Here is a 19,565-nt window from a genome sequence, read left to right as displayed (position 1 = left end):
GAGGCGCGGCGATGAAACCGCTGGGTTCGCAGGATCCCGAACAGCTGGGCCGCTATCGCCTGCTGGCCGTGATCGGCCGGGGTGGCATGGGACAGGTGCTGCTCGGCCAGGGTCAGGACGGCCGGTTGGTCGCGGTGAAGCAGATCCACCGCCAGTTCACCGGCAATCCGGAATTCCGTGCCAGGTTCCGGCGAGAGGTGCTCGCGTCACAGCAGGTCACCGGCGCCTACACCGCGGGCGTGGTCGACCACGACGCGGAATCCGAAACACCATGGCTGGCTTCCGAATACATCGCGGGCCCCGGCTTGCAGGACATGGTCGGCGAGTTCGGCCGCCTGAACCTGAACGGGCTGAAACTCCTGGCCACCGGCCTGGCGATGGCGCTGCTCGAGATCCACCGCACCGGCCTGGTGCACCGCGACCTCAAGCCGAGCAACATCCTGCTCACCAACGACGGTCCACGTGTGATCGACTTCGGCATCGCCAGGGCGCTCGAGGACGACGTCAACCTCACCGCCACCGGTGCCGTGATCGGCTCGCCCGCGTATATGTCGCCCGAACAGGCCGAATGCCGCCCGCTCACACCGGCTTCCGATGTGTTCGCCGTCGGCGCGGTCCTCGCGATGGCGGCCACCGGCGCGAGCCCGTTCGACGCGGCCTCCACCCCGCAGGTCCTCTACAACGTCCTCTACAGCTCCCCGGACACCACCGCGATTCCGGAGCCGATCCGCGCGCTGGTCGATGCCTGCCTCGCCAAGGACCCGTCGGCGCGACCGACCCCCGAGCAGTTGCTCGACGCGGCGAGCCGGATCGACGCCGAACCCGTCTGGCCGGTCCGGATTCGCCGGCGCATCGCCGACTGTCAGGCCGAGGCGGGTCGCTGGGCTGACGGAACCGCCTCTGCCGCAGCGTCGACCGCGCCCGAACAGCCGAAGCCGAAGTGGATGCGACTGGTTCCCGCCGCCGCGGCGGTGTCGGCACTGGTACTGGGCGCTATCACGTTCTGGGGTATCGGCGTCGAAGGCAACGCGGTGGCGATGGAAGATCCGCCGCTCGCACTGACCACCGACGAGTCCCGCCGACTCGATCTCTGTGCGTTGCTCGAGCCGTCAGTACTCGGCGAACTCGGCACGGCAGTCGGCGAGTTCGTGCAGAACGGAGCGACCAGTTGCAGCATGTCCTATCGCGATCAGACTGGCCGCAAGGTGTCGTTCGGCCTGGATACGGCGTTCACGGTCGCTGAGGCGCGAGATGACAAACAGCCGATGGGTAGCACCATCAACTGGATGCCGGTGCTCGGTTTACACAAAGAATCCGGTTCTTGTGACCGCACGGTGATGACGCAGAGTGGTCTGCCGATGGTGCTGACGATGAGTGCGAGCGCATATCCGTCCGTGGGCGACCTCTGCCCGTCGTCCGAGCGAGCACTTGCCGCCGTGGTTCAGCGGCTGTCGGTCAACCCGCCATTGACAAGCCTCCCACCGGACTCGCTACTACGTCTCGATCCCTGCACGATGATCGACGTCTCGATCACTCGCTCGTCGATAGGTGACCCCGTGCGTTCATCGTCGGCACACCGCTGCGTTCTGACCGGCGCCGCTGGCTCATACTCCATCACTGTCGACGAGCGCGTTCGGCCTGACAACGTGGTCGGCGGAAGGAATCGACAGACGCGGAAGATCGGGGATCGCACGGTCTACCTGGACGGCAGCGGCCCCAGCTATTGCGAATTCATCGTCATGGCCCGACCGACCAAGGACGATCAGGCCGAGCAGGTGCGGGTCACGTATTTCTCGAGCCGACCGCAGGCTCAGCCACACTGCGATACCGCTGCCACTCTGCTCGAACCCGTCCTCGAGAAGTTGCCCCCATCATGACGATCCATCCGCCCGGTCCCAGCGATCCACCCACCATCGGTCGCTACCGAGTGCTCGGCACCCTCGAGTCCGCGGCCGGATTCCGGTCCGTGCTGGCCTCCGGCCCCGATGACTCGCTGGTCGTGGTGCGACAGGCGCTACCGGAACTTCTCGACGAGCCGGATTTCCGGATCAGGATGCGGCACAGCGCGATTGCCGCGATGCGTGTCTCCGGTTCCGCCAACACCACGGTGATCGATGTCGATGCCGACGCTGAGAAGCCCTGGGTGGCATCGGCATTCGTGCCAGGCGTGCGCCTCGATACCGCCGTAGCCGAGCACGGGCCACTGCCTGTACCTGCCGTTCGTGCCCTGGCCGCCGCGCTCGCCTCCGCACTGCGGACCGTGCATGCCGCAGGCCTCGTGCATCAGCGCATCCGGGCCGACACGGTGCTGTTGGCCAGGGACAGTGGCCGTCTCGGTGAAGTCGGTATCACCCCGGCCGCTGGGACCGCCACTGCGACGGCGACGGGCACGCCGGACTTCCTGTCGCCGGAGCAGTCGCTCGGGTACGAGCTGACGCCGGCTTCGGACGTGTTCTCCCTCGGTTCCGTCCTCGCTTTCGCGGCCTCCGGCGTCGCACCGTTCGCCGCACCGTCGGTGCCGTACACGCTGTTCAACATCGCCCAGCGCGAACCCGATCTGAGCCGGGTGCCGGAGCCACTGTTCGAGATGCTGGCCGCGTGCCTGCGCAAGGATCCGGCAGCCCGCCCCACGCCAGGACAGATCCTCGACTATCTCGGTGCCCAGCCGAGCGGTCCGCCACCGTGGCCCGCCCCCGTGCTCGATGACATCGGGCGCCAGCAACACGAGATCTCGGCGCTGCTGGCCGCCCTGCCCGCGATCACCGCACCGGAACCCATACCTGGACGGCCTTTTTCGGTGGTCATCACCGAATCGGGTCGTGCGGCCGTCGAATACGGCAGGCGTGCACTGGAATCCGGTCGTCGTCGTTGGAGTGCGGCGAGTCCGAGGGCGCGCGGCGGTCTGGCAGGTGGACTGGCGGCACTGCTCGTGGCGCTCGCCGGGATCAGTTACTTCGCGACACGCGAAGAAAGCGAGCCGGGACCGGTGACCGGGCTGACCCTGGCGCAGTTGCGGCAGATCGATGCCTGCCCCTGGCTGACCTCGGCCCTCGGCGACTCGGTGCCGGTCGCGCCGACCCCACTGGCCGCGGCAACATGGGAGCTGAGTCCGTCCCCGAGCTGGGGGTGTAGCGCCAGTTCCAACCGCTACGCCCTCTACCTCTACCTGGGGCAGGAGGACGAATACCTGACGCCGAACAAGACGGTGGTAGAAGGGGTTCCGATCATCGACGGCAGCGCGGCAGCCTGCACGCGAGCCATCGCGAGCCCCGGCGCCGAGCACGAGTCCGGCATCGTCATCGTCCTCAGCAATCCGTCCGGGGTGAAGGAATGCGCGGGCCTCGACTACATCGCGGCCAACCTCGCCCGGTCACTGACGTCCGCGCCGCGCGCCGAGGGCAGGGACTCCTCGCTGGCGCTGCTGGAACCGTGCGCGCTGCTCGACCGCGCCGCCGTCGCCGAGAAGATCGGCGTCCTGCCGCCCGAGCCCACGATCGCCGACGCGCACACCTGCCGGTGGGACGGGCGCGTGCGAGTCACCCTGGAGCTGGTCAGCACCAGCACGAGCACTACGGGCAAGGACCTGGAGCTCGTCACGGTCGACGGGGTCCAGGTGTATCTCGGCAAGGGCGGTTCGAAGGCCATCTGCTCCCGTGCCTTCCTGGTGCCGGATGCCGGGGAGGAGACCATCGAGGTCTCGGTACACGGAACCGAGGGATTCCGCGACGAGTATTGCGCGATCGCCTCGTCCCTGCTGCGACAGGCGGTCAGGAATCTGCCCGAGCGTTGAGCCGGGCCCGGCTACGGTGAAGACTGCGATCCGCAGACCACCACGAAGGGGCAACGATGGACCAGCTCGGAGTAGCGGTAGTCGGGTACGGCCTGGCCGGGTCGGTGTTCCACGCACCTCTCATCGCCGCCGATCCGCGGATGCGGGTGGCCGCGGTGGTGACCGCATCGCAGGAGCGGGCCGCACAGGCGCGGGCCGAGCATCCGGGGGTGCGGGTGTGGGCGTCGGCGCAGGAGATGTTCGTCGAGGACGAGGACGTCGATCTCGCGGTGATCGCCACGCCGAATCGCTCGCACGCGCCGCTGGCGTTGCAGGCGCTGGCCGCGGGGTTGCCCGTGGTGGTGGACAAGCCCTTCGCGGTGACGGCGGCCGACGCCGAGGAAGTGGTCGACGCTGCTGCGCGGGCCGATCTGCCGCTGAGTGTTTTCCAGAATCGTCGCTGGGACAACGACTTTCTGACCGTACGGGCGCTGATGGAGGCCGGCGAGCTGGGTGAGGTCCGCCGGTTCGAGTCCAGGTTCGAGCGGTGGCGGCCGGTTCCCAAGGGTGGCTGGCGTGAAGTGGGCGATGCCGAGGACGGTGCGGGCATCCTGTTCGATCTGGGCAGTCACCTGGTCGACCAGGCGCTGACGCTGTTCGGCCCGGTCACCGAGGTCTACGCCGAACTCGACCGCCGCCGCCCGGAGGTCGGAGCCGACGACGACGCCTTCATCGCCCTCACCCACGCCAACGGCACCCGGTCGCAGTTGTGGATGAGTGCCGTCGCGCCACAGCTCGGTCCGCGTCTGCGCGTCCTCGGCGCCACCAACGGCTACACCGTCTCCGGCCTCGACCCTCAGGAAGACGAACTGCGTGCTGGCCGCCGCCCGGACGATGGAAAGCCTTGGGGCACAGTCACACCTGACAGATGGGGCACCTTCGGCGCGGGCGATGACCTACGCACCATCCCCACCCTTCCCGGCGACTACCCCGCCTTCTACGCGGGAATGGCCGCCGCCCTGCTCGACGGAGCTCCGGTCCCGGTCGACCCCCGCGACGCCGTGGAAACCCTGCGAATTCTCGAATACGCCCGCCACGTAGCCGAACCCGCCGATCTCACTTCTTGACCACCGGCACCGAGTCGAGCCGAAGGTGTGATCCGACGGCTCCGTCGAGCACATCCATGCAGAGCCGCAGCACGATGATGCGGAACGGCCGTAGCCGGCTATTGCGCCGGCGCGATGTTCTGGTTGAGGTGGAACAGGTTGGCCGGGTCGTAGGTCTTCTTGACCGCGGCCAGGCGGTCGAAGTTCGGGCCGTAGTTGGCGCCGATGCGGCCCTGATCGTCGGAGCCCATGAAGTTGATGTAGCCGCCGTCGGCGGTGTGGGGCTCCAGCGCGGAGTGGTAGTCGCGGACCCACCTGATGTTGGCGTCGTTGTCGATCGCATCGGGCCACATCCCGGCGATCACGGGGGCGAAATTCGCGGTGCGGTAGGCGAACGCGGTGTCGTCCACCGCGACGTCCTGCACGGCGCCGTCGATCGGGTAGAGGTGCATGGTGGACTGCACCGCGGGCACTCGCGGGCCGAACTCGAGATGAGCGGCGAGGGCGCCGTCGGTGAGTTCGGGTTGGAACGCCGCCTTCCAGTAGTGCTGCAGGCCGGGAGGAAGGAGACCGTCGAATGCGCTGTTGAGGGCCGGGTAGGGCATCCGGCCGACGTGCTCGGCCACCGGCGTCGCGACCGCCCGCAGGTCCGCGAGCAGGGCTTCGGCCTCCTGATCGGGGCCGTTGAAGCAGGACACCAGCAGGACGAACGGTTCGCCGACCCGTTCCTCGGGAATGAACGGCAGCGGCGGCGCGATCTGGAAGCCGGGGAAGGCGCCCATCGCGCGCGGTGCCGCCGCGATCCAGTCGCGGTAGGTCCGCAACAGCTCTTCGGCAACGTCGAGCTCGAAGAACATGGGTCCGCCGTAGATCGTGTCCACCGGGTGCAGGTCGAACTCCATTTCGGTGACCACCCCGAAGTTGCCGCCGCCGCCGCGCAGCGCCCAGTACAGATCGGGGTGCTCGGCCGCGTTCGCGGTCACGAAGGTGCCGTCGGCCAGCACCACATCGGCGGACCGGAGGTTGTCGATGGACAGACCGTAGGCGCGGGCGAGGTAGCCGATTCCGCCGCCGAGAGTCAGGCCGGTGACCCCGGTGGTGGAGATGATGCCGCCGGTGGTGGCGAGCCCGAAGGAATGCGCGGCGTGGTCGAAGTCGCCCCAGTCGCAGCCGCCCTGTACGCGGGCGATCCGCCGTTCGGGGTCGACGCGGATGCCCTTCATGGCGCTCAGGTCCAAGACGATGCCGTCGTCGACGGTGCCGAAACCGGGCACGCTGTGGGCGCCTGCGCGGATGGCGAGGTCGAGTCCGCTCTCGCGGGCGGCCTCGACGGTGGTACGCACGTCGGCGACGTCGACCGCGCGGACGACCGCGAGGGGCCGGCGGTCGATCATCGCGTTGTAGACCGAACGCGCCTGGTCGTAGCCGGGTGAGTCCGCGGTGATCACCTCACCGCGAATCGCTTCGAGGATGGTCGATACAGGTGTGCCGTTCATTGTCGCTCCCTGGTCGGGTCGAGAATGAGCCGAACAAACGCAGTGCGTGATCGTGGAACGGAGGGGTGGATCGGACTGTCTCGATGGACCCCGAACTCAAATTACCCCGGTCGCCGTCCCTGGTTCAAGGTTCAGAGCTTGCGAGAGCGCAGCTCGTGACCCTTGGAGGTCTTGCAGCGCCCCGATTCCAGGTCCCATTGCCAGCCGTGCAGGTTGCAGGTGAGGTTGTTACCTTCCACCACACCGAATTTGGAGAGGTCGGCCTTGAGGTGGGGGCAGCGGCGCTGGACTTCCCAGCCGTCGAGTTCGGTGACGGCGGAGTCGTCGTGTGCCTCGGAGAACCAGCCGTCGGCGTAGGCGATGCGCTCGTCGGTGAGGCACTTGAAGAAGGTGTAGAGGAACTCGTTGTAGCCGCCGATGCGCCACGCCTGGAAGCGGGTGGACAGGAAGATCGTGTTCACCCAGTCCGGCTCGTTGTCGCGCAGCACGGTGCGTACCAGTTCGGGGGCGATGCGGAAGCCGTAGCGGTAGCGGCCTTCGCCCTCGAGCGGCGCGCGCACGGTGCGGTGCGGGAAGTCCAGGACGATGGTCTCCTCGCCGATCACCAGGCCCACGGGGTAGCCGATGCCGTCGCTGATCAGCGCGCTCTGCTTCATGATCGGTTCGAAGAGCTCACGCAGCGGCTCGAGCAGCGAACCCTCGCCGGTCTCCCACGACGCCTTCTCCGCGGCCAGCACCGGCGCGAAACGCTGTGCCATCTCCGCGATGTAGGCGGCCTTGTCGCCGTAGATCCGATCCGGGTCGAACGGGTGCGCGAGGTCGAGCTCCTTACCGCGCACATCGGCGACCGAACCGGGGATCATCAGGATCCCGCCGGAGTTGCCGTGAATGTTCATCTGATCGAGGAACACGATCTGGTCGGGGAAGATGTTGCCTTCGTCGCCGCGATCGTCGTTGAGGTAGCGCAGCTCGTCGTCGAGGAACACCGGCGGACCCGCCGAGGGCACCACCCAGGTCGCGCCGACCTGCTCGATGTAGGAGCGCGCGCGATCCATGCCACGCTGACGCTTCTGCTTGCCGAAGTTGGCCTTGGTCCGCGCCGGGATGTCGTACACGGCCGGGTACCAGATCGCGCCCGAGTACTGCAGCAGGTGGATGTCGATGTCGCCGAACGCGTCGTGGATGACGTCCATGTCCACCGGTCGGGCGTCGTTCATGTTGAAACAGGTGGTCTCACCGTCGGAGATGAGAATTCCGGAGTCGCCGATCGGGCCGTCGGCGGGCGCGCGCAACGCGACGATCATGATGTCCACGGAGCCCTTCGGCCCGGTGATCGTGTGCTTGACCGAGTCCTCGGTCTCGAAGAACTTGGTGAAACCCAGCGCCTCGAGCTCACGGCGCAGGTCGAGCACCGGGTAGTCGGGCAGCAGGATCGTGGCGTCCTTGTTCACGTACTTCGCCAGGTGGGCGGCGTCGAAGTGATCGCGGTGCAGGTGCGAGACGTACAGGTAGTCGACATCGCCGAGGGTCTCCCAGTCGAGCTGGGAGTTGTCCGGGAAGGGGAACCACGACGCGAAGTACGCGGGGTTCACCCAGGGATCGCACAGGATCGTGCCGGCCTCGGTTCGGATATGGAAGCCGGCGTGTCCGACGCTGGTGATCTGCACGAGCTGTTTCCTCCTACCAGGATCTGATTCGCCGGATCAATGGCGAGCTACCGCCTCGGGCCCCCTGACTGCTTCGGCGTACCAGCCAACCAGGGTAGTGGCTAAATCGTTACGTCACCGATGCAATAGCCCTCAGCGGTCGCGACAACCGTGAAAGTGCGCGTCCGCGTGCCCCCGGGTGAGGTGGTCACAGGGACGTGAACTGCCAGGTAGTCGCCACGAACCTGCTCGGATCGTAGCTCCTCGCCGGTGTAGGAGGTGACATTGCCTACTTTGCCCGAGTCGCCTGTCAAGGGGGCTGCTATGGGGTTGCCGGTGCCCTCGGGATCCCAGCTCGCGGGCGAGGCCTTGCAGGTCAGCGGATGGTCTGCTTCGATATCTGCCGCGTTGAGTGGTTTGCCGGTGGCGCGGGCTAGGTAGCGGCGCACGGTGTGGCGCGCGTCGGCGTCGTCGTAACCGGGCTCGACGCCCGCCGCGGACACCCGTCCGCAGGCATATCCGGATGCCACGGATTCGCGGTCGACGGTGACGGTGACGGTTCGGTTACGCCAGGTCACGGTATCGGCGGTCGCGGAGCCCGGCGTGGCCAGGGCAGCCAGCACCGCCTGGGGATCGGCGTACATCTCGGCGACGGTGGCAGGCGGGATGGTCCAGCAGTTGTCCTGGAGTTCTTTCACCGTGCCGGTCTGTAGGTCGGCGGCCCAACGGCGCACGGCGGTGACGGCGTCGGCGTGGCCCGCGACCGCGCCGACCTGGGGTGCGTCGGCGGGGAGCGGGCTGTTCGGCGCCGGTTCGCCGGGTGCGATGGCCTGGGTCGCCGTGGTCGTCGGCGCCGCGGCGGCCGTGGTCGACGCGGTAGTGGTCGTCTCGACCGGATCGCCCGGGATCCCCGACACCGAATCGCACCCGGCGACCAGGGCCGCGGCGACGGTCAGGCCCGTGACCAGCGCGTAGGCGCGGTGCGGGCGGGTCAGGGCAAGCTGGGCGCGTTCCACTACGACGTTCCTCGATTCCTAGGTCGTGGCACCCGCCTGTGACGACGGCGGGGGAGTGACTGTCGGGGCGAGCGGACTCGCCGGGGTGTAGACCGGTGTGCGCGAAGCGGATTCGCTGCGCGGGCGAACGCCGCGATTCTACGGTCACGGCCCGCGCCGATGGCACCCCTGCCGATGCGGAGATCTACGACTACGCTTGCGTACTTGTGGAACCCCTCTACTTCTCGATCATCGGCGTGGCCCGAACCCTGTTCTTCCTCGAAGGTCTGAAGTTCACTGTCAAGGGGGCGGAAAACATCCCCGCCACCGGCGGCGCCGTGCTGGCGGTCAACCACACCGGTTACATGGACTTCACCTACGCGGGTCTGCCTGTGCGCACCCCCCGTCGCTACATCAGGTTCATGGCCAAGCAGGAAGTGTTCGACAACAACATCTCCGGCCCGATCATGCGCACCCTCAAGCACATCCCGGTCGACCGCACCGCGGGCGCCGACTCCTACCAATCGGCGGTGCAGTACCTGCGCGACGGCGAGCTCGTCGGCGTGTATCCCGAGGCCACGATCAGCCGCAGCTTCGAGATCAAGGAATTCAAGTCCGGCGCGGCCCGCATGGCACTGGAGGCGGGTGTGCCGATCATCCCGATCACCATCTGGGGCGCCCAGCGCGTCTGGACCAAGGGCTTCCCCAAGCGGCTCGGCCGCACCAACACCCCCATCTCGATCGCCGTCGGCACCCCCATCCAGCCCTACGAACCCGCCGCCGACCTCACCGCACAGCTGCGCTCCACCATGCAGGAAATGCTCGCCGACCTGCAAGAATCCTATGAGCACGAGCCCGGCGCCTACTGGGTCCCGAAACGGCTCGGTGGCAGTGCCCCTTCCCTCGAAGAGGCCACCGCTCTCGACGAAGCCGAAGCGGCCGAACGTTTCGCCCGCAAGGCCGAGAAAACGCAGGACACCGAGGGCTGATATTTCGGCCTCGGGCGGGCTTACGCTCGAGAGATGACCACCGCGGCGGAGTTGAAGGCCCTGCAAGCTCCGGTGAAACAGCGCTACCGGGACGACCCGGCCGCCGCGGTCACCGCCCTGCGCGGCGCCGGTTCGTTCGCCGACCCCGGCATCACCTGCACGGTGCGGACCTTCGCTGGCCCGGTCCGCGCCGGCCTGCACCGCGCCACCGGCGGTGACGGCGCCGACGCCTGCTCGGGCGACATGCTGCTGGAGGCGGTGGCGGCCTGCGCCGGGGTGACCTGCCGCAGCGTCGCCACCGCGATGGGCCTGCCCATCACCGGCGCCGAGGTCGAGGCGGCGGGGTCCTTCGACGCCACCGGCACCCTGGGCATCGATCGAACCGTGGAGGTCGGGGTTTCGCCGATCGCCGTGACGATCACCGTCACCACCTCGGCTGCTGTCGACGACGCCGCCCTGGTCAAGCTCGGCGAACTCACCGAGCGCTACTGCGTGGTCGGTCAGAGCTTGCGGAATCCGCCGACTGTCCGGGTGGTGAGCGCTCCTGCGCCGTGATCGCTACTGTGCCCGTTCGGCTCGCGTGCGATGTGGCGGATGCCTGCCGAGGCGGACTCAGCGCGGAATCCGGCAGCGGGTCGGTGCCGGTAGCTTGCCGCGAAGGTAGGCGGCGGGTGGGACGCCCATGAGGGTGCGGAAGTCGGCGGTGAGGTGGGACTGGTCGTAGTAGCCGGTACTCGCCGCGAGGTGTGACCAGGGGGTGTCGCCCGCGTAGGAGAGGACCCGCCGCAGGCGTTGAATGCGAGCGAAATGCTTGGGGGACAGGCCGATTCCCATGGTGAACAGGTTGCGCAGCTGGCGCTCGCTGACAGCGAGGCGCGCGGTGAGTTCGGAGAGTGCGGGGGCGTTGTCGGCGGTGAGCGCCGAGATCGCCTCGCGCAGCACGATCCGGTGCGCCCGATCGGTATCCGATTCCGAGATAGTGTGCGGCAGTAGATCTTCCAGGTGGGTGATCGCGTGTGCGGCGGGCACGCCCGTCAGTTCCGTCGCGAAACCGCCCAGCGGACCCGGCAATTCGTCGAGACGAAAGACGCGGTCGGTGAGTTCGCCCGCGGTCACGCCGAGCAGCTGGCGGGTCACGCCCGGTTCCAGGCGCAGCCGCACGCACCCGGCGGGCTCCTCGGGTGTCGAGTAGGACGCCTTCGTCTGCGCGCCGACGACGAACGCGCTACCGCGACCGGACTTTTCGGTGCGCAGGACGACCGTGGTGGTCGCGACGGGCGGATGCGCGAACGGCTGAGCGAGGTCGTCGAACAGTGGCGTGCTGGTGAGTTCGGTGAGCCACGGGCGCAACGATTCCGGTGTCGTCACGGGCGTCTCGATGTGCGCCGAGGTCAGATACTCCACCTGGTCGACTGTAGGCGGCGCGGGCCGGGATGTCCGTGCCGATTTCTCCTATCTTCGCAGGCAGCGCGGCGGCCATGCTCGTTCCATGATCCTGATCACCGGTGCGACAGGCACCATCGGAAGCGACATCGTGCGACAGCTGGCAGCCGAGGGCGTCGCCGTCCGGGCGGCGACCCGCGACCCGGAGCGGGCAGGGTTCCCCGCCGGGGTCGAGGTGGTGCGGGTGGACTACCGCGACCCGGCGACGTTCGGACCCGCCATGACGGGCGTAGCGGCCGCGTTCCTCGTCGGGATTCCTGGCCCGGACAGCACCGGCACCGATGCCGAACTGGTGGCTGCCGCGCGAAAGGCCGGTGTGCGGCGAGTGGTGAAGCTGTCCGCGGTCGGCACCGGCGACCCACGTCTCGGCGTGCCGGGTTCCTGGCATGTGCCAGGGGAGCAGGCCGTGCGCGACTCCGGCTTGCAGTGGACGATTCTGCGCCCCAATACTTTCGCGTCGAACACGTTCAGCTGGATCGAACCCCTCAGCAACGGTCACCCCGTCCCGAACCTCACCGGCGACGGCAGGCAGGCCGTGGTCGACCCACGCGATGTCTCGGCGGTCGCCGCAGCGGCGCTGCGCTCGAACGACCACCACGGCCGTATCTACACCCTGACCGGCCCCGACCTGCACACGGGCCGCGACCAGGCCGCCGTTCTCGCGCGGGTTCTCGACCGCCCGATCGCCGTCACCGACATCGCCGAAGCCGATGCCCTCGCGTTCATGGTCGCCGCGGGTCTTCCGCCCGCTTTCGTGGAAGGCTCACTGATCGGCCAGTCCTTCATCCGCGGCGGCCACAACGAGCTCGTCACCGACGACATCGAACGCGTCCTCGGCAGACCACCCCGCGGCTACGCCGCCTGGGCCGCCGACCACCGCGCCGCCTTCGCCCCCGTCGTCGCAGGCGGCGCGTTGAAGCCGAGCTGACCGGGCCGGACCCTGCCGCTCAGTTCATGGTCAGCACCCACGACCCGTTGCAACCCCTGCGGGTGTTCATGTTGCCGTCGTAGACCCAGTTGAACCTGATCGGCGGGTTCGTCCGCACATTCCAATTGCCGGACGGTGAGGTGACCACCTTGCCGTTGCGCATCAGCACACCGACCTGATCGTGGTTGAACAGCCACTTTCCGCCGCTGGTCGGGTAGTTCAACCGGACCGTCACCTGCCCGCCGGTGTGGTTCTGCACCACCAGGCACGAGTTCGGGTCGGAACGGTTGACCGCGTACTCCCCGAACCCTTCGTCCTCCATGTTCTCCCCACTGTCGGTGTACTCCACCGGGTCGGTGAAGTCGGCGTGCGCCGGTCCGGCCCCCAACACGGTCAGCGCCGTCATCGCGACGCCCGCCGCGATCATCCCCAGAGACTTCACAGTCGTTCCTCCCATGATTCCCGCGGTCACGACCGCCTGCGAAAAACCTTCCCCCGCAGCCTTTTCCGCATCCTTGTGACCTGCTTAACGACGCCCGCCGATGCGGGGTCTCACCGCCGCCCCGGGTGATGAGTGAGCCCGGATTTCGTAGTTCGGGAGTTTCGCGCTAAAGTTCGTACTCGCACGACGAAGTCACCGGCGCTCGCCGGATCGGTTTCGGAGGGCACGCGGATGTGGCGCAGTGGTAGCGCATCACCTTGCCAAGGTGAGGGTCGCGAGTTCGAATCTCGTCATCCGCTCAACGAAAAGCCCGGCCATCGTGCCGGGCTTTTCTCATTCCCGGTGCCGGTCGAGGCGTGGGTGACGCAGCGCAGGCAGGAACTCGCCGATCAGGGTTCGGCGCCACCAGATCCGTTCGCGGAACAGTTCGGCGGGCGTACTGAAGTGGTACTCGTACAGCCGGGCGCGCACGTAGTGCGGCGGTGCGTCGGGGAAGGGGCAGCGCCGCAGCAGGCGCAGGGTATCGGGGTCGTTGTCGAGCAGCCGGATCGCCAACGGCAGTGCCCACGATCGCGCGTAGGCCGGCGACAGCGCGGCGAACCACATCAACCAGTCCAGCCGCAGGTGATAGGGCGCCCACTGGCGCGGACGGTACCGGGGGTCGCCCGGTTTGCCCTTGAACTCGTATTCGCGCCACACCGTGTCCGGCGTGAGGTGGGTGGCGTCGGTGCCCTCGAGCACGATCTCCTGGCGGACCCGGGTGATGCTGCCGAACGCTCCATAGGTGTTGACCAGGTGCAACGGGTCGAACGAGGCGTTCATCGCCTGCTGTGCGGAGAGGAGGTTGCGCACCGGCCAGAAGCTCAGCACCACGACCATCGCGACGAAGGCGACGACGGCGCCGAGGAACCATCCGGGCGGGTCGGCCACCGGCGGCGCGTCCGGCAGTACCGGGTACGCGCTGACCGCGGTGGTTGCCAGCAGCAGAGTCACCCAGTTGAGCCAGGCGAAATTGCCGGAGAGCACCAGCCACGACTGCGTGACGATGATGATGCCCGCCGCGACGCTCGCCACCGGCTGCGGCGCGAACAGCCCGAACGGCACGATCAGCTGCGCGGCATGATTGGCGGCGACCTCCACCCGGTGCAGTGGCCGGGGCAGATGGTGGAAGAACCAGCTCAGCGGACCGGGCATCGGCTGGGTCTCGTGGTGGTAGTACAGGCAGGTCAGGTCCCGCCAGCACCGATCGCCGCGCATCTTGATCAGCCCGGCCCCGAACTCCACCCGGAACAGCAGCCAGCGCGCGGCGAACAACACCAGCAGCGGCGGCGCGACGGTGTCGTTGCCGAGGAAGATCGCCAGGAACCCCGCCTCGAGCAGCAGCGATTCCCAGCCGAACGAGTACCAGGTCTGCCCCACGTTGACGATCGACAGATACAGCGCCCACAGCAGCAACCACAACGCCATGGCCGCCCACAGCGGCACCAGATCGGCGACACCGAGCGCGACCGCCATCGCGAGCACCGCACCGAACCAGGCGATGCCGGCATAGAACCGATCGGAGTAGTGCAGCTGGAACAGGCTGGGTGACCGGCGGAACGGCGTCCGGGCCAGGTATCGCGGGATGGGCAGCATCCCGCGCTCACCGAGGAGCGCGCGGAACTGTAGTGCCGCCGTCAGGAAGGCGAGGGCGTAGATCACCGCCAGGCCACGCTGGAAGATCAGCCTGCCCTGCCAGTACTCCGGTGCCGTGAACCACTCCATGCGTGTGCTCCCGGTGGTCGACGCCCGCACCAGGGGAGTACCCGCGATCGGCGCGACGAAAATCTAGGGCCGCTCGAGTCCGGTGCCGCTGACTAGCGCGCCGCGCAGGTCGGGCTCGGTCCAGTGCCCGGCGATGCCGGGCCACACCCGCAGATAGTCGACGATGCGATCCAGATCCCAGCCGTGTGATTCGCGCAGCCCGGCGCCGATCATCGTCAGATATCGGGCCGAGGGCCGTCGCAGGGCCACGGTTTCCGGATCCCACGGTGAGGTGAAGGTGAGGACGGGAATCCCGTCGTGCGTCCCCGCGTGCACCACCGTCTCGTACCGACCCGGCCCGAGCCGCACCGCACCGTCGGCGAGGACCGGCGCCGGATCGAAGTCGATCGCCGGGCTTCGATACATCTCCTGCGCCAGCAGGTCACCGAACTGACCGACGGTCAGCAAGTATCCCCGTGCCGCCGCGCCGACCGGCCTGCCCGCCGCCGGGCGCGCGGCATAGAACCCGACCCCGCCGGTCCACACGGGGCTCTGCCAGGCGAAATACAGACTTCCCGGTAGGTCGAGCGGTGCGACGGCGGCCGGTGCGGACCGGTCACGGAACCCCGGATAGGTGTGGTCGGTTCCGGGCGGGGTGCCGCCTTCGCGGTAGTAGGCGAACCGCCGCGCGTGCATGTTGGAGCCGTACGCGGCGTACCAGACGTGCTGAGCTGTCGTCACGGGCTCACCTCGGGTGGGTCACGGTTCATGAGCGCAGGAAACGAATCCGCTTCTGCTGTCGATTCTTCCTTCGAATGGGGTCGGACATCGAGGGGAGAGATCATGAGATCAGTAATCACGGTGGCCGCGCTGGCGGTGCTCGCCGGTGGGCTCGCCGCGTGTGACGGTGCGTCCACGCCATCGCGCCTTCCGGTGACCACCCAGCCCGCGGATCAGGGCAACGCTTCGACTGTCGCGCCTGCCTCCAACGAGCCACCCACCGCGCCCGGCACCGGCCCGAGTCCGGCCGACCTGCCCACCCGCGACGACGCCACCGTCGACGCCCGCGACTACCAGCAGCGCAACAACTTCTACTTCCAGTCGCCCACCGGCAACATCCTGTGCGGCTTCGTCGAAGAGGGCACCCTCGGCGTCGGCTGCCAGCTGGCCGACACACACGTGATCCCGCCCGAACTCCCCACCTGCGACAACTCCCCGGCCCGCAAGGTCGCCGCCCACATCTACGGCGGCACAGCGGAATTCCTGTGCACCAACCAGGGCTTCTTCGTCGGCGAGCCGGTGGACGGCACCACCAAGGGCGGCGGAAAAACCCTGAACTACGGCGACACCATCATCGTCCGCGGCGCCGCCTGCACCTCCACCCAACAGGGCGTCCGCTGCGACGCCGGCGGTCACGGCTTCTTCATCTCGGCAGACCAGCAGTACCTGTTCTGACTCCGATCACCCGACAGAAACAGAGGCGAGGTCCGTAGATCTACGGACCTCGCCTCTTGCCGACGGCCTACTGCGCGGTCGACTTGAACCGGCGCAGGCGCAGGCTGTTGCTCACCACGAAGACCGAGCTGAACGCCATCGCGGCGCCGGCCAGCATCGGGTTGAGCAGGCCCGCCATGGCCAGGGGAATCGCGGCCACGTTGTAGGCGAAGGCCCAGAACAGGTTGCCCTTGATCGTGGCCAGGGTGCGCCGCGACAGGCGGATCGCGTCGGCTGCGGCGCGCAGATCGCCGCGGACGAGGGTGAGGTCGCTGGCCTCGATGGCCACGTCGGTGCCGGTGCCCATCGACAGGCCGAGGTCGGCCTGCGCCAGGGCGGCCGCGTCGTTGACGCCGTCACCGACCATGGCGACGACCTTGCCCTCGGCCTGCAGCCGCTTGACGGTGTCGACCTTGTCCTGCGGCAGCACCTCGGCGATGACCTCGGCGATGCCCACTTCGTCGCCGATGGTGCGGGCCGCGCGGGCGTTGTCACCGGTGAGCAGGATCGGCGTCAGCCCGAGCTCGCGGAACTGCGCGATGGCCTGCGCCGAGCTCGGCTTCACCGCGTCGGCGACAACCAGCACGCCACGCGCGCTGCCGTCCCAGCCGATCGCGACCGCGGTCTTGCCTGCCGATTCCGCTTCCGCCAGCGCGGTTTCCAGCGTCTCGGGCAGCGGTTGTGACCAGTCGGCCAGCAGTCGCGCCCGGCCGACGATCACCGCGTGACCGTCGATCACGCCCTGCACACCGAGGCCTTCGACATTGGCGAAACCCTCCACCGGCAGCAGGGTGCCGAACTCGTCGCGTGCGCCCTTGGCGATGGCCTGCGCGATCGGGTGTTCCGACGAATCCTCCAGCGCACCAGCGAGTTCCAGCACCTTGCTGCCGAGTTCGCCCTCGGCGGGGATCACGTCGAGCAGCGTCATCTTGCCGGTGGTGACGGTGCCGGTCTTGTCCAGCACGATGGTGTCGACCTTGCGGGTGGATTCGAGCACTTCGGGTCCCTTGATCAGGATGCCCAGCTGCGCGCCGCGGCCGGTGCCGACCATGAGCGCCGTCGGGGTGGCCAGGCCGAGGGCGCAGGGGCAGGCGATGATCAGTACCGCCACGCCCGCCGTGAAGGCGGCGGCGATGGCTCCGCCGGTGCCGAGCCAGAATCCGAGGGTGGCGACGGCGAGCGCGATGACGATCGGGACGAAGATGCCGGAGATCCGGTCGGCCAGCCGCTGTGCCTGTGCCTTGCCGGTCTGCGCGTCCTCGACGAGCTGTGCCATCTGGGCGAGCTGGGTGTCGGCGCCGATCCTGGTGGCGCGCACGACGAGTCGTCCACCGACGTTCACGGTGGCGCCGGTGACGCCATCGTCGACGCCGACCTCCACCGGCACCGACTCACCGGTGAGCATGGACGCGTCGACCGCCGACGTCCCCTCGGTGATCACACCGTCGGTGGCGATCTTCTCACCCGGCCGCACGACGAACTCGTCACCGACGGCCAGCTGTTCCACCGGAATTCGCGTCTCGACGCCGCCGCGAAGAACCGCGACATCCTTCGCGCCGAGCTCGAGCAGGGCCCTCAGCGCCGCGCCCGCCCGTCGCTTCGACCGTGCCTCGAAATACCGCCCGGCCAGGATGAACGTGGTCACGCCCGCCGCGGCTTCGAGGTAGATGCTGCCGGTGCCGTCCATCCGCGCGATGGTGAACTCGAACGGGTGTTTCATGCCCGGCGTGCCCGCCGTGCCCCAGAACAGCGCGTACAGCGACCAGCCGAAGGCCGCGAGCGTACCCATCGACACCAGGGTGTCCATGGTGGCGGTGCCGTGCTTCAGGTTGGTCCACGCGGCTTTGTGGAAGGGCAGCGCGCCCCAGATCACGACCGGTGCGGCCAGCGTGAGCGAGAGCCACTGCCAGTTGGTGAACTGCAGCGCCGGGATCATCGCCATCGCGATCACCGGCACGGTGAGCAGCGCCGACACGATCAGCCGAGTGCGCAGCGAAGCCGTCGGGTCGGCGTCGGCGACCGGCGTTTCGTCGGTCTCGGGCTTCTTCGGCGCGGGGAGTGCCGCGGTGTAGCCGGCCTGCTCGACGGTGGCGATCAGCGCCTCGGGGGAGACGTCACCGGTGAAGTCGACGCGTGCCTTCTCGGTCGCGTAGTTGACCGTGGCGGTGACCCCGTCGAGCTTGTTGAGCTTCTTCTCGATCCGGTTCGCGCAGGAAGCGCAGGTCATGCCACCGATCACCAGTTCTACCTGGCCGGTGCCCGGTGGGTGTGTCACGGCGGTCATGGGGTGCTCCTTCGTTCCTGATAGCAATTCTTGCTGAGCGATCACGGGTGAAACAGGTGGGGTCAGTGGCCGTGGCCGGGGGTGCCGTGGTCGGCGGGCGCGCTGGTCGGGGCGGGGTTGCTCGCACCGGTGGCGTTCGGCGTGGCGACCCGCACCGTGAACTCGGCGGTGCGCACCACGCCCTGGTGCTGGAAGTCGAGGAACAGGCGATAGTCGCCGGCGCTCGGTGCGTTCACGATGAAGTCGATGCCGGGTCCGGCGGGGGTGACTCCGTCGCCGGGCGCGCCCTCGGGATGAACGTGCAGGTAGGCGAGGTCGGCGGCGCGCAGGGCCACCAGGTGACCGTAGGCCCCGAGGTAGGGCTGCAGGTCGGTGACCGGGGTGCCGTTGCGGCTGACCGAGAGCGTCACCTTCGACGCGGTGCCGGGGGCGACCGTGCCGTTCAGCGCGACCGTGTACTCGCCGACCTGCGCGGTGGCGGCGGGGGCGGGCAGTGCCTGCACGTCGTAGGTGCCCGCGACCCGCAGATCGGCGCCGAGCGTCAGGTTCGACCCACCCTCGGGGGTGAAGTCGGCGTAGACGCGGTAGTCGCCGCCCCGGCTGAGGTTCAGCGGAACTGTCCAGGTTCCGGCCGGGTCGAGGACCGGGTGGACGTGCTGGAAGCCCGCCATGTCGCGTCGGACCACGATCAGGTGCAGGTCCTTGTCGTGGCTGTTCACGTACTTCGTCACCGGTGCGCCGTTCGCGTCGAGGATGCGAAAACTTGTCGGCGACTGCGGTGCGGTGGTGGTGTTCGGCTTGTCCAAGGCCAGCGTGTAGCCCTGGTCGGTGGCGAGCAGCCCGCCGGGGAGATCGGCGGACGGTGCCGCCGCGGTCGAGTGCTCGCCGTGCCCGGCCGGTTCGGAAGGTTGCGGACCGACCAGGGCGCCTGCGGCCAGAGCGATCCCGAAGACCGCCGCGAGGCCGAGGGCGAATCCGGCGAACTTGCCTGTTGCGTTCATCGGGATGCTCCGTATCCGTTCAGTCTGCGAGCTGGAAGCCGGCCGCGGCTACGGCGTCGGCGAGGGCGGTGCGTTCGGGCTCGGTGCCGTCGATGGTTACCGAGCCCGCGGCCAGGTCGACATCGACGCCGGTGACGCCGGGTAGGGCGCCGACCTTGTCGCGGACCTTGTTGACGCAGCAGCCGCAGGTCATACCGGTGACGGTGACGGTGGTGGTGCTCATGGAACT

17 protein-coding genes and 1 tRNA gene are annotated in these 19,565 nt (G+C 68.5%); 8 read left to right on the top strand and 10 right to left on the bottom strand.

The window, feature by feature from the left end; genetic code table 11:
- Positions 1–11 precede the first annotated feature (11 nt).
- From ACFVVI_RS17430 to ACFVVI_RS17420, 3 genes are read left to right on the top strand one after another with little or no spacing between them, the layout of a single operon-like run.
- On the top strand, positions 12–1,877 hold the full coding sequence (locus ACFVVI_RS17430; RefSeq protein WP_387445989.1) for a serine/threonine-protein kinase: 1,866 nt from the start codon (positions 12–14) through the stop codon (positions 1,875–1,877).
- Complete coding sequence (locus tag ACFVVI_RS17425) at positions 1,874–3,790, top strand: protein kinase (RefSeq protein ID WP_387445988.1); 1,917 nt, start codon at positions 1,874–1,876, stop codon at positions 3,788–3,790. The genes ACFVVI_RS17430 and ACFVVI_RS17425 overlap by 4 nt, the downstream gene beginning before the upstream one ends.
- Before the next feature lie 56 nt (positions 3,791–3,846).
- Positions 3,847–4,896 (top strand): Gfo/Idh/MocA family oxidoreductase, encoded by a 1,050-nt coding sequence (locus ACFVVI_RS17420; RefSeq protein WP_387445987.1) that lies wholly within the window; start codon positions 3,847–3,849, stop codon positions 4,894–4,896.
- A gap of 98 nt (positions 4,897–4,994) precedes the next feature.
- Here the strand turns inward: ACFVVI_RS17420 and ACFVVI_RS17415 are convergent, their stop codons facing one another.
- The 3 genes from ACFVVI_RS17415 to ACFVVI_RS17405 all read right to left on the bottom strand — a co-directional run bounded on the left by ACFVVI_RS17415 (position 4,995) and on the right by ACFVVI_RS17405 (position 9,033).
- A complete protein-coding gene (locus ACFVVI_RS17415; protein ID WP_387445986.1) occupies positions 4,995–6,371 on the bottom strand; it encodes an FAD-binding oxidoreductase in 1,377 nt (458 codons plus the stop codon).
- A 131-nt stretch (positions 6,372–6,502) separates the two neighbouring features.
- Positions 6,503–8,038 (bottom strand): Rieske 2Fe-2S domain-containing protein, encoded by a 1,536-nt coding sequence (locus ACFVVI_RS17410; RefSeq protein WP_378989456.1) that lies wholly within the window; start codon positions 8,036–8,038, stop codon positions 6,503–6,505.
- A 101-nt stretch (positions 8,039–8,139) separates the two neighbouring features.
- A complete protein-coding gene (locus ACFVVI_RS17405; RefSeq protein WP_387445985.1) occupies positions 8,140–9,033 on the bottom strand; it encodes a hypothetical protein in 894 nt (297 codons plus the stop codon).
- A 206-nt stretch (positions 9,034–9,239) separates the two neighbouring features.
- On the opposite strand from ACFVVI_RS17405, the gene ACFVVI_RS17400 reads away from it, so the two are divergent.
- A complete protein-coding gene (locus tag ACFVVI_RS17400; RefSeq protein WP_378989458.1) occupies positions 9,240–10,001 on the top strand; it encodes a lysophospholipid acyltransferase family protein in 762 nt (253 codons plus the stop codon).
- A gap of 33 nt (positions 10,002–10,034) precedes the next feature.
- Positions 10,035–10,556 carry an OsmC family protein gene (locus ACFVVI_RS17395; RefSeq protein WP_378989460.1) on the top strand — a complete coding sequence of 174 codons (522 nt, stop codon included), beginning with the start codon at positions 10,035–10,037 and terminating at the stop codon, positions 10,554–10,556.
- Positions 10,557–10,613: 57 nt separating this feature from the next.
- Here the strand turns inward: ACFVVI_RS17395 and ACFVVI_RS17390 are convergent, their stop codons facing one another.
- The gene (locus tag ACFVVI_RS17390; protein WP_387445984.1) at positions 10,614–11,405 is read right to left on the bottom strand and encodes a helix-turn-helix domain-containing protein; all 792 of its coding nucleotides are present in this window, start codon (positions 11,403–11,405) and stop codon (positions 10,614–10,616) included.
- 85 nt (positions 11,406–11,490) lie between these two features.
- Between ACFVVI_RS17390 and ACFVVI_RS17385 the strand changes: the two genes are divergently transcribed.
- Complete coding sequence (locus tag ACFVVI_RS17385; protein WP_387445983.1) at positions 11,491–12,372, top strand: SDR family oxidoreductase; 882 nt, start codon at positions 11,491–11,493, stop codon at positions 12,370–12,372.
- 19 nt (positions 12,373–12,391) lie between these two features.
- On the opposite strand, the gene ACFVVI_RS17380 is transcribed toward ACFVVI_RS17385, so the two are convergent.
- Positions 12,392–12,814, bottom strand: a complete 423-nt coding sequence (locus ACFVVI_RS17380; RefSeq protein ID WP_387445982.1) for a hypothetical protein — start codon at positions 12,812–12,814, stop codon at positions 12,392–12,394.
- Positions 12,815–13,041: 227 nt separating this feature from the next.
- On the opposite strand from ACFVVI_RS17380, the gene ACFVVI_RS17375 reads away from it, so the two are divergent.
- Positions 13,042–13,113, top strand: a tRNA-Gly gene (locus tag ACFVVI_RS17375).
- Positions 13,114–13,147: 34 nt separating this feature from the next.
- Here the strand turns inward: ACFVVI_RS17375 and ACFVVI_RS17370 are convergent.
- Positions 13,148–14,578, bottom strand: coding sequence for a lipase maturation factor family protein (locus tag ACFVVI_RS17370; protein WP_387445981.1), 1,431 nt, complete (start codon positions 14,576–14,578; stop codon positions 13,148–13,150).
- A gap of 63 nt (positions 14,579–14,641) precedes the next feature.
- A complete protein-coding gene (locus ACFVVI_RS17365; RefSeq protein ID WP_378989465.1) occupies positions 14,642–15,298 on the bottom strand; it encodes a histone deacetylase in 657 nt (218 codons plus the stop codon).
- Between the two features lie 102 nt (positions 15,299–15,400).
- Here ACFVVI_RS17365 and ACFVVI_RS17360 point away from each other — a divergent pair, with 102 nt between their 5' ends.
- The gene (locus ACFVVI_RS17360; RefSeq protein ID WP_378989466.1) at positions 15,401–16,012 is read left to right on the top strand and encodes a DUF6636 domain-containing protein; all 612 of its coding nucleotides are present in this window, start codon (positions 15,401–15,403) and stop codon (positions 16,010–16,012) included.
- A 67-nt stretch (positions 16,013–16,079) separates the two neighbouring features.
- On the opposite strand, the gene ACFVVI_RS17355 is transcribed toward ACFVVI_RS17360, so the two are convergent.
- The 3 genes from ACFVVI_RS17355 to ACFVVI_RS17345 form a co-directional block, all read right to left on the bottom strand.
- The gene (locus tag ACFVVI_RS17355) at positions 16,080–18,335 is read right to left on the bottom strand and encodes a heavy metal translocating P-type ATPase (protein ID WP_387445980.1); all 2,256 of its coding nucleotides are present in this window, start codon (positions 18,333–18,335) and stop codon (positions 16,080–16,082) included.
- 62 nt (positions 18,336–18,397) lie between these two features.
- Complete coding sequence (locus ACFVVI_RS17350; RefSeq protein WP_378989468.1) at positions 18,398–19,336, bottom strand: hypothetical protein; 939 nt, start codon at positions 19,334–19,336, stop codon at positions 18,398–18,400.
- A 19-nt stretch (positions 19,337–19,355) separates the two neighbouring features.
- Positions 19,356–19,559 (bottom strand): heavy-metal-associated domain-containing protein, encoded by a 204-nt coding sequence (locus ACFVVI_RS17345; protein WP_101464960.1) that lies wholly within the window; start codon positions 19,557–19,559, stop codon positions 19,356–19,358.
- Positions 19,560–19,565 lie beyond the last annotated feature (6 nt).

Source organism: Nocardia sp. NPDC058114 (assembly GCF_042884695.1).
Taxonomy (GTDB): domain Bacteria; phylum Actinomycetota; class Actinomycetes; order Mycobacteriales; family Mycobacteriaceae; genus Nocardia.
The sequence above is the reverse complement of the archived record's forward strand: the minus strand, read 5'-3'. Positions and strand labels throughout refer to the sequence as shown.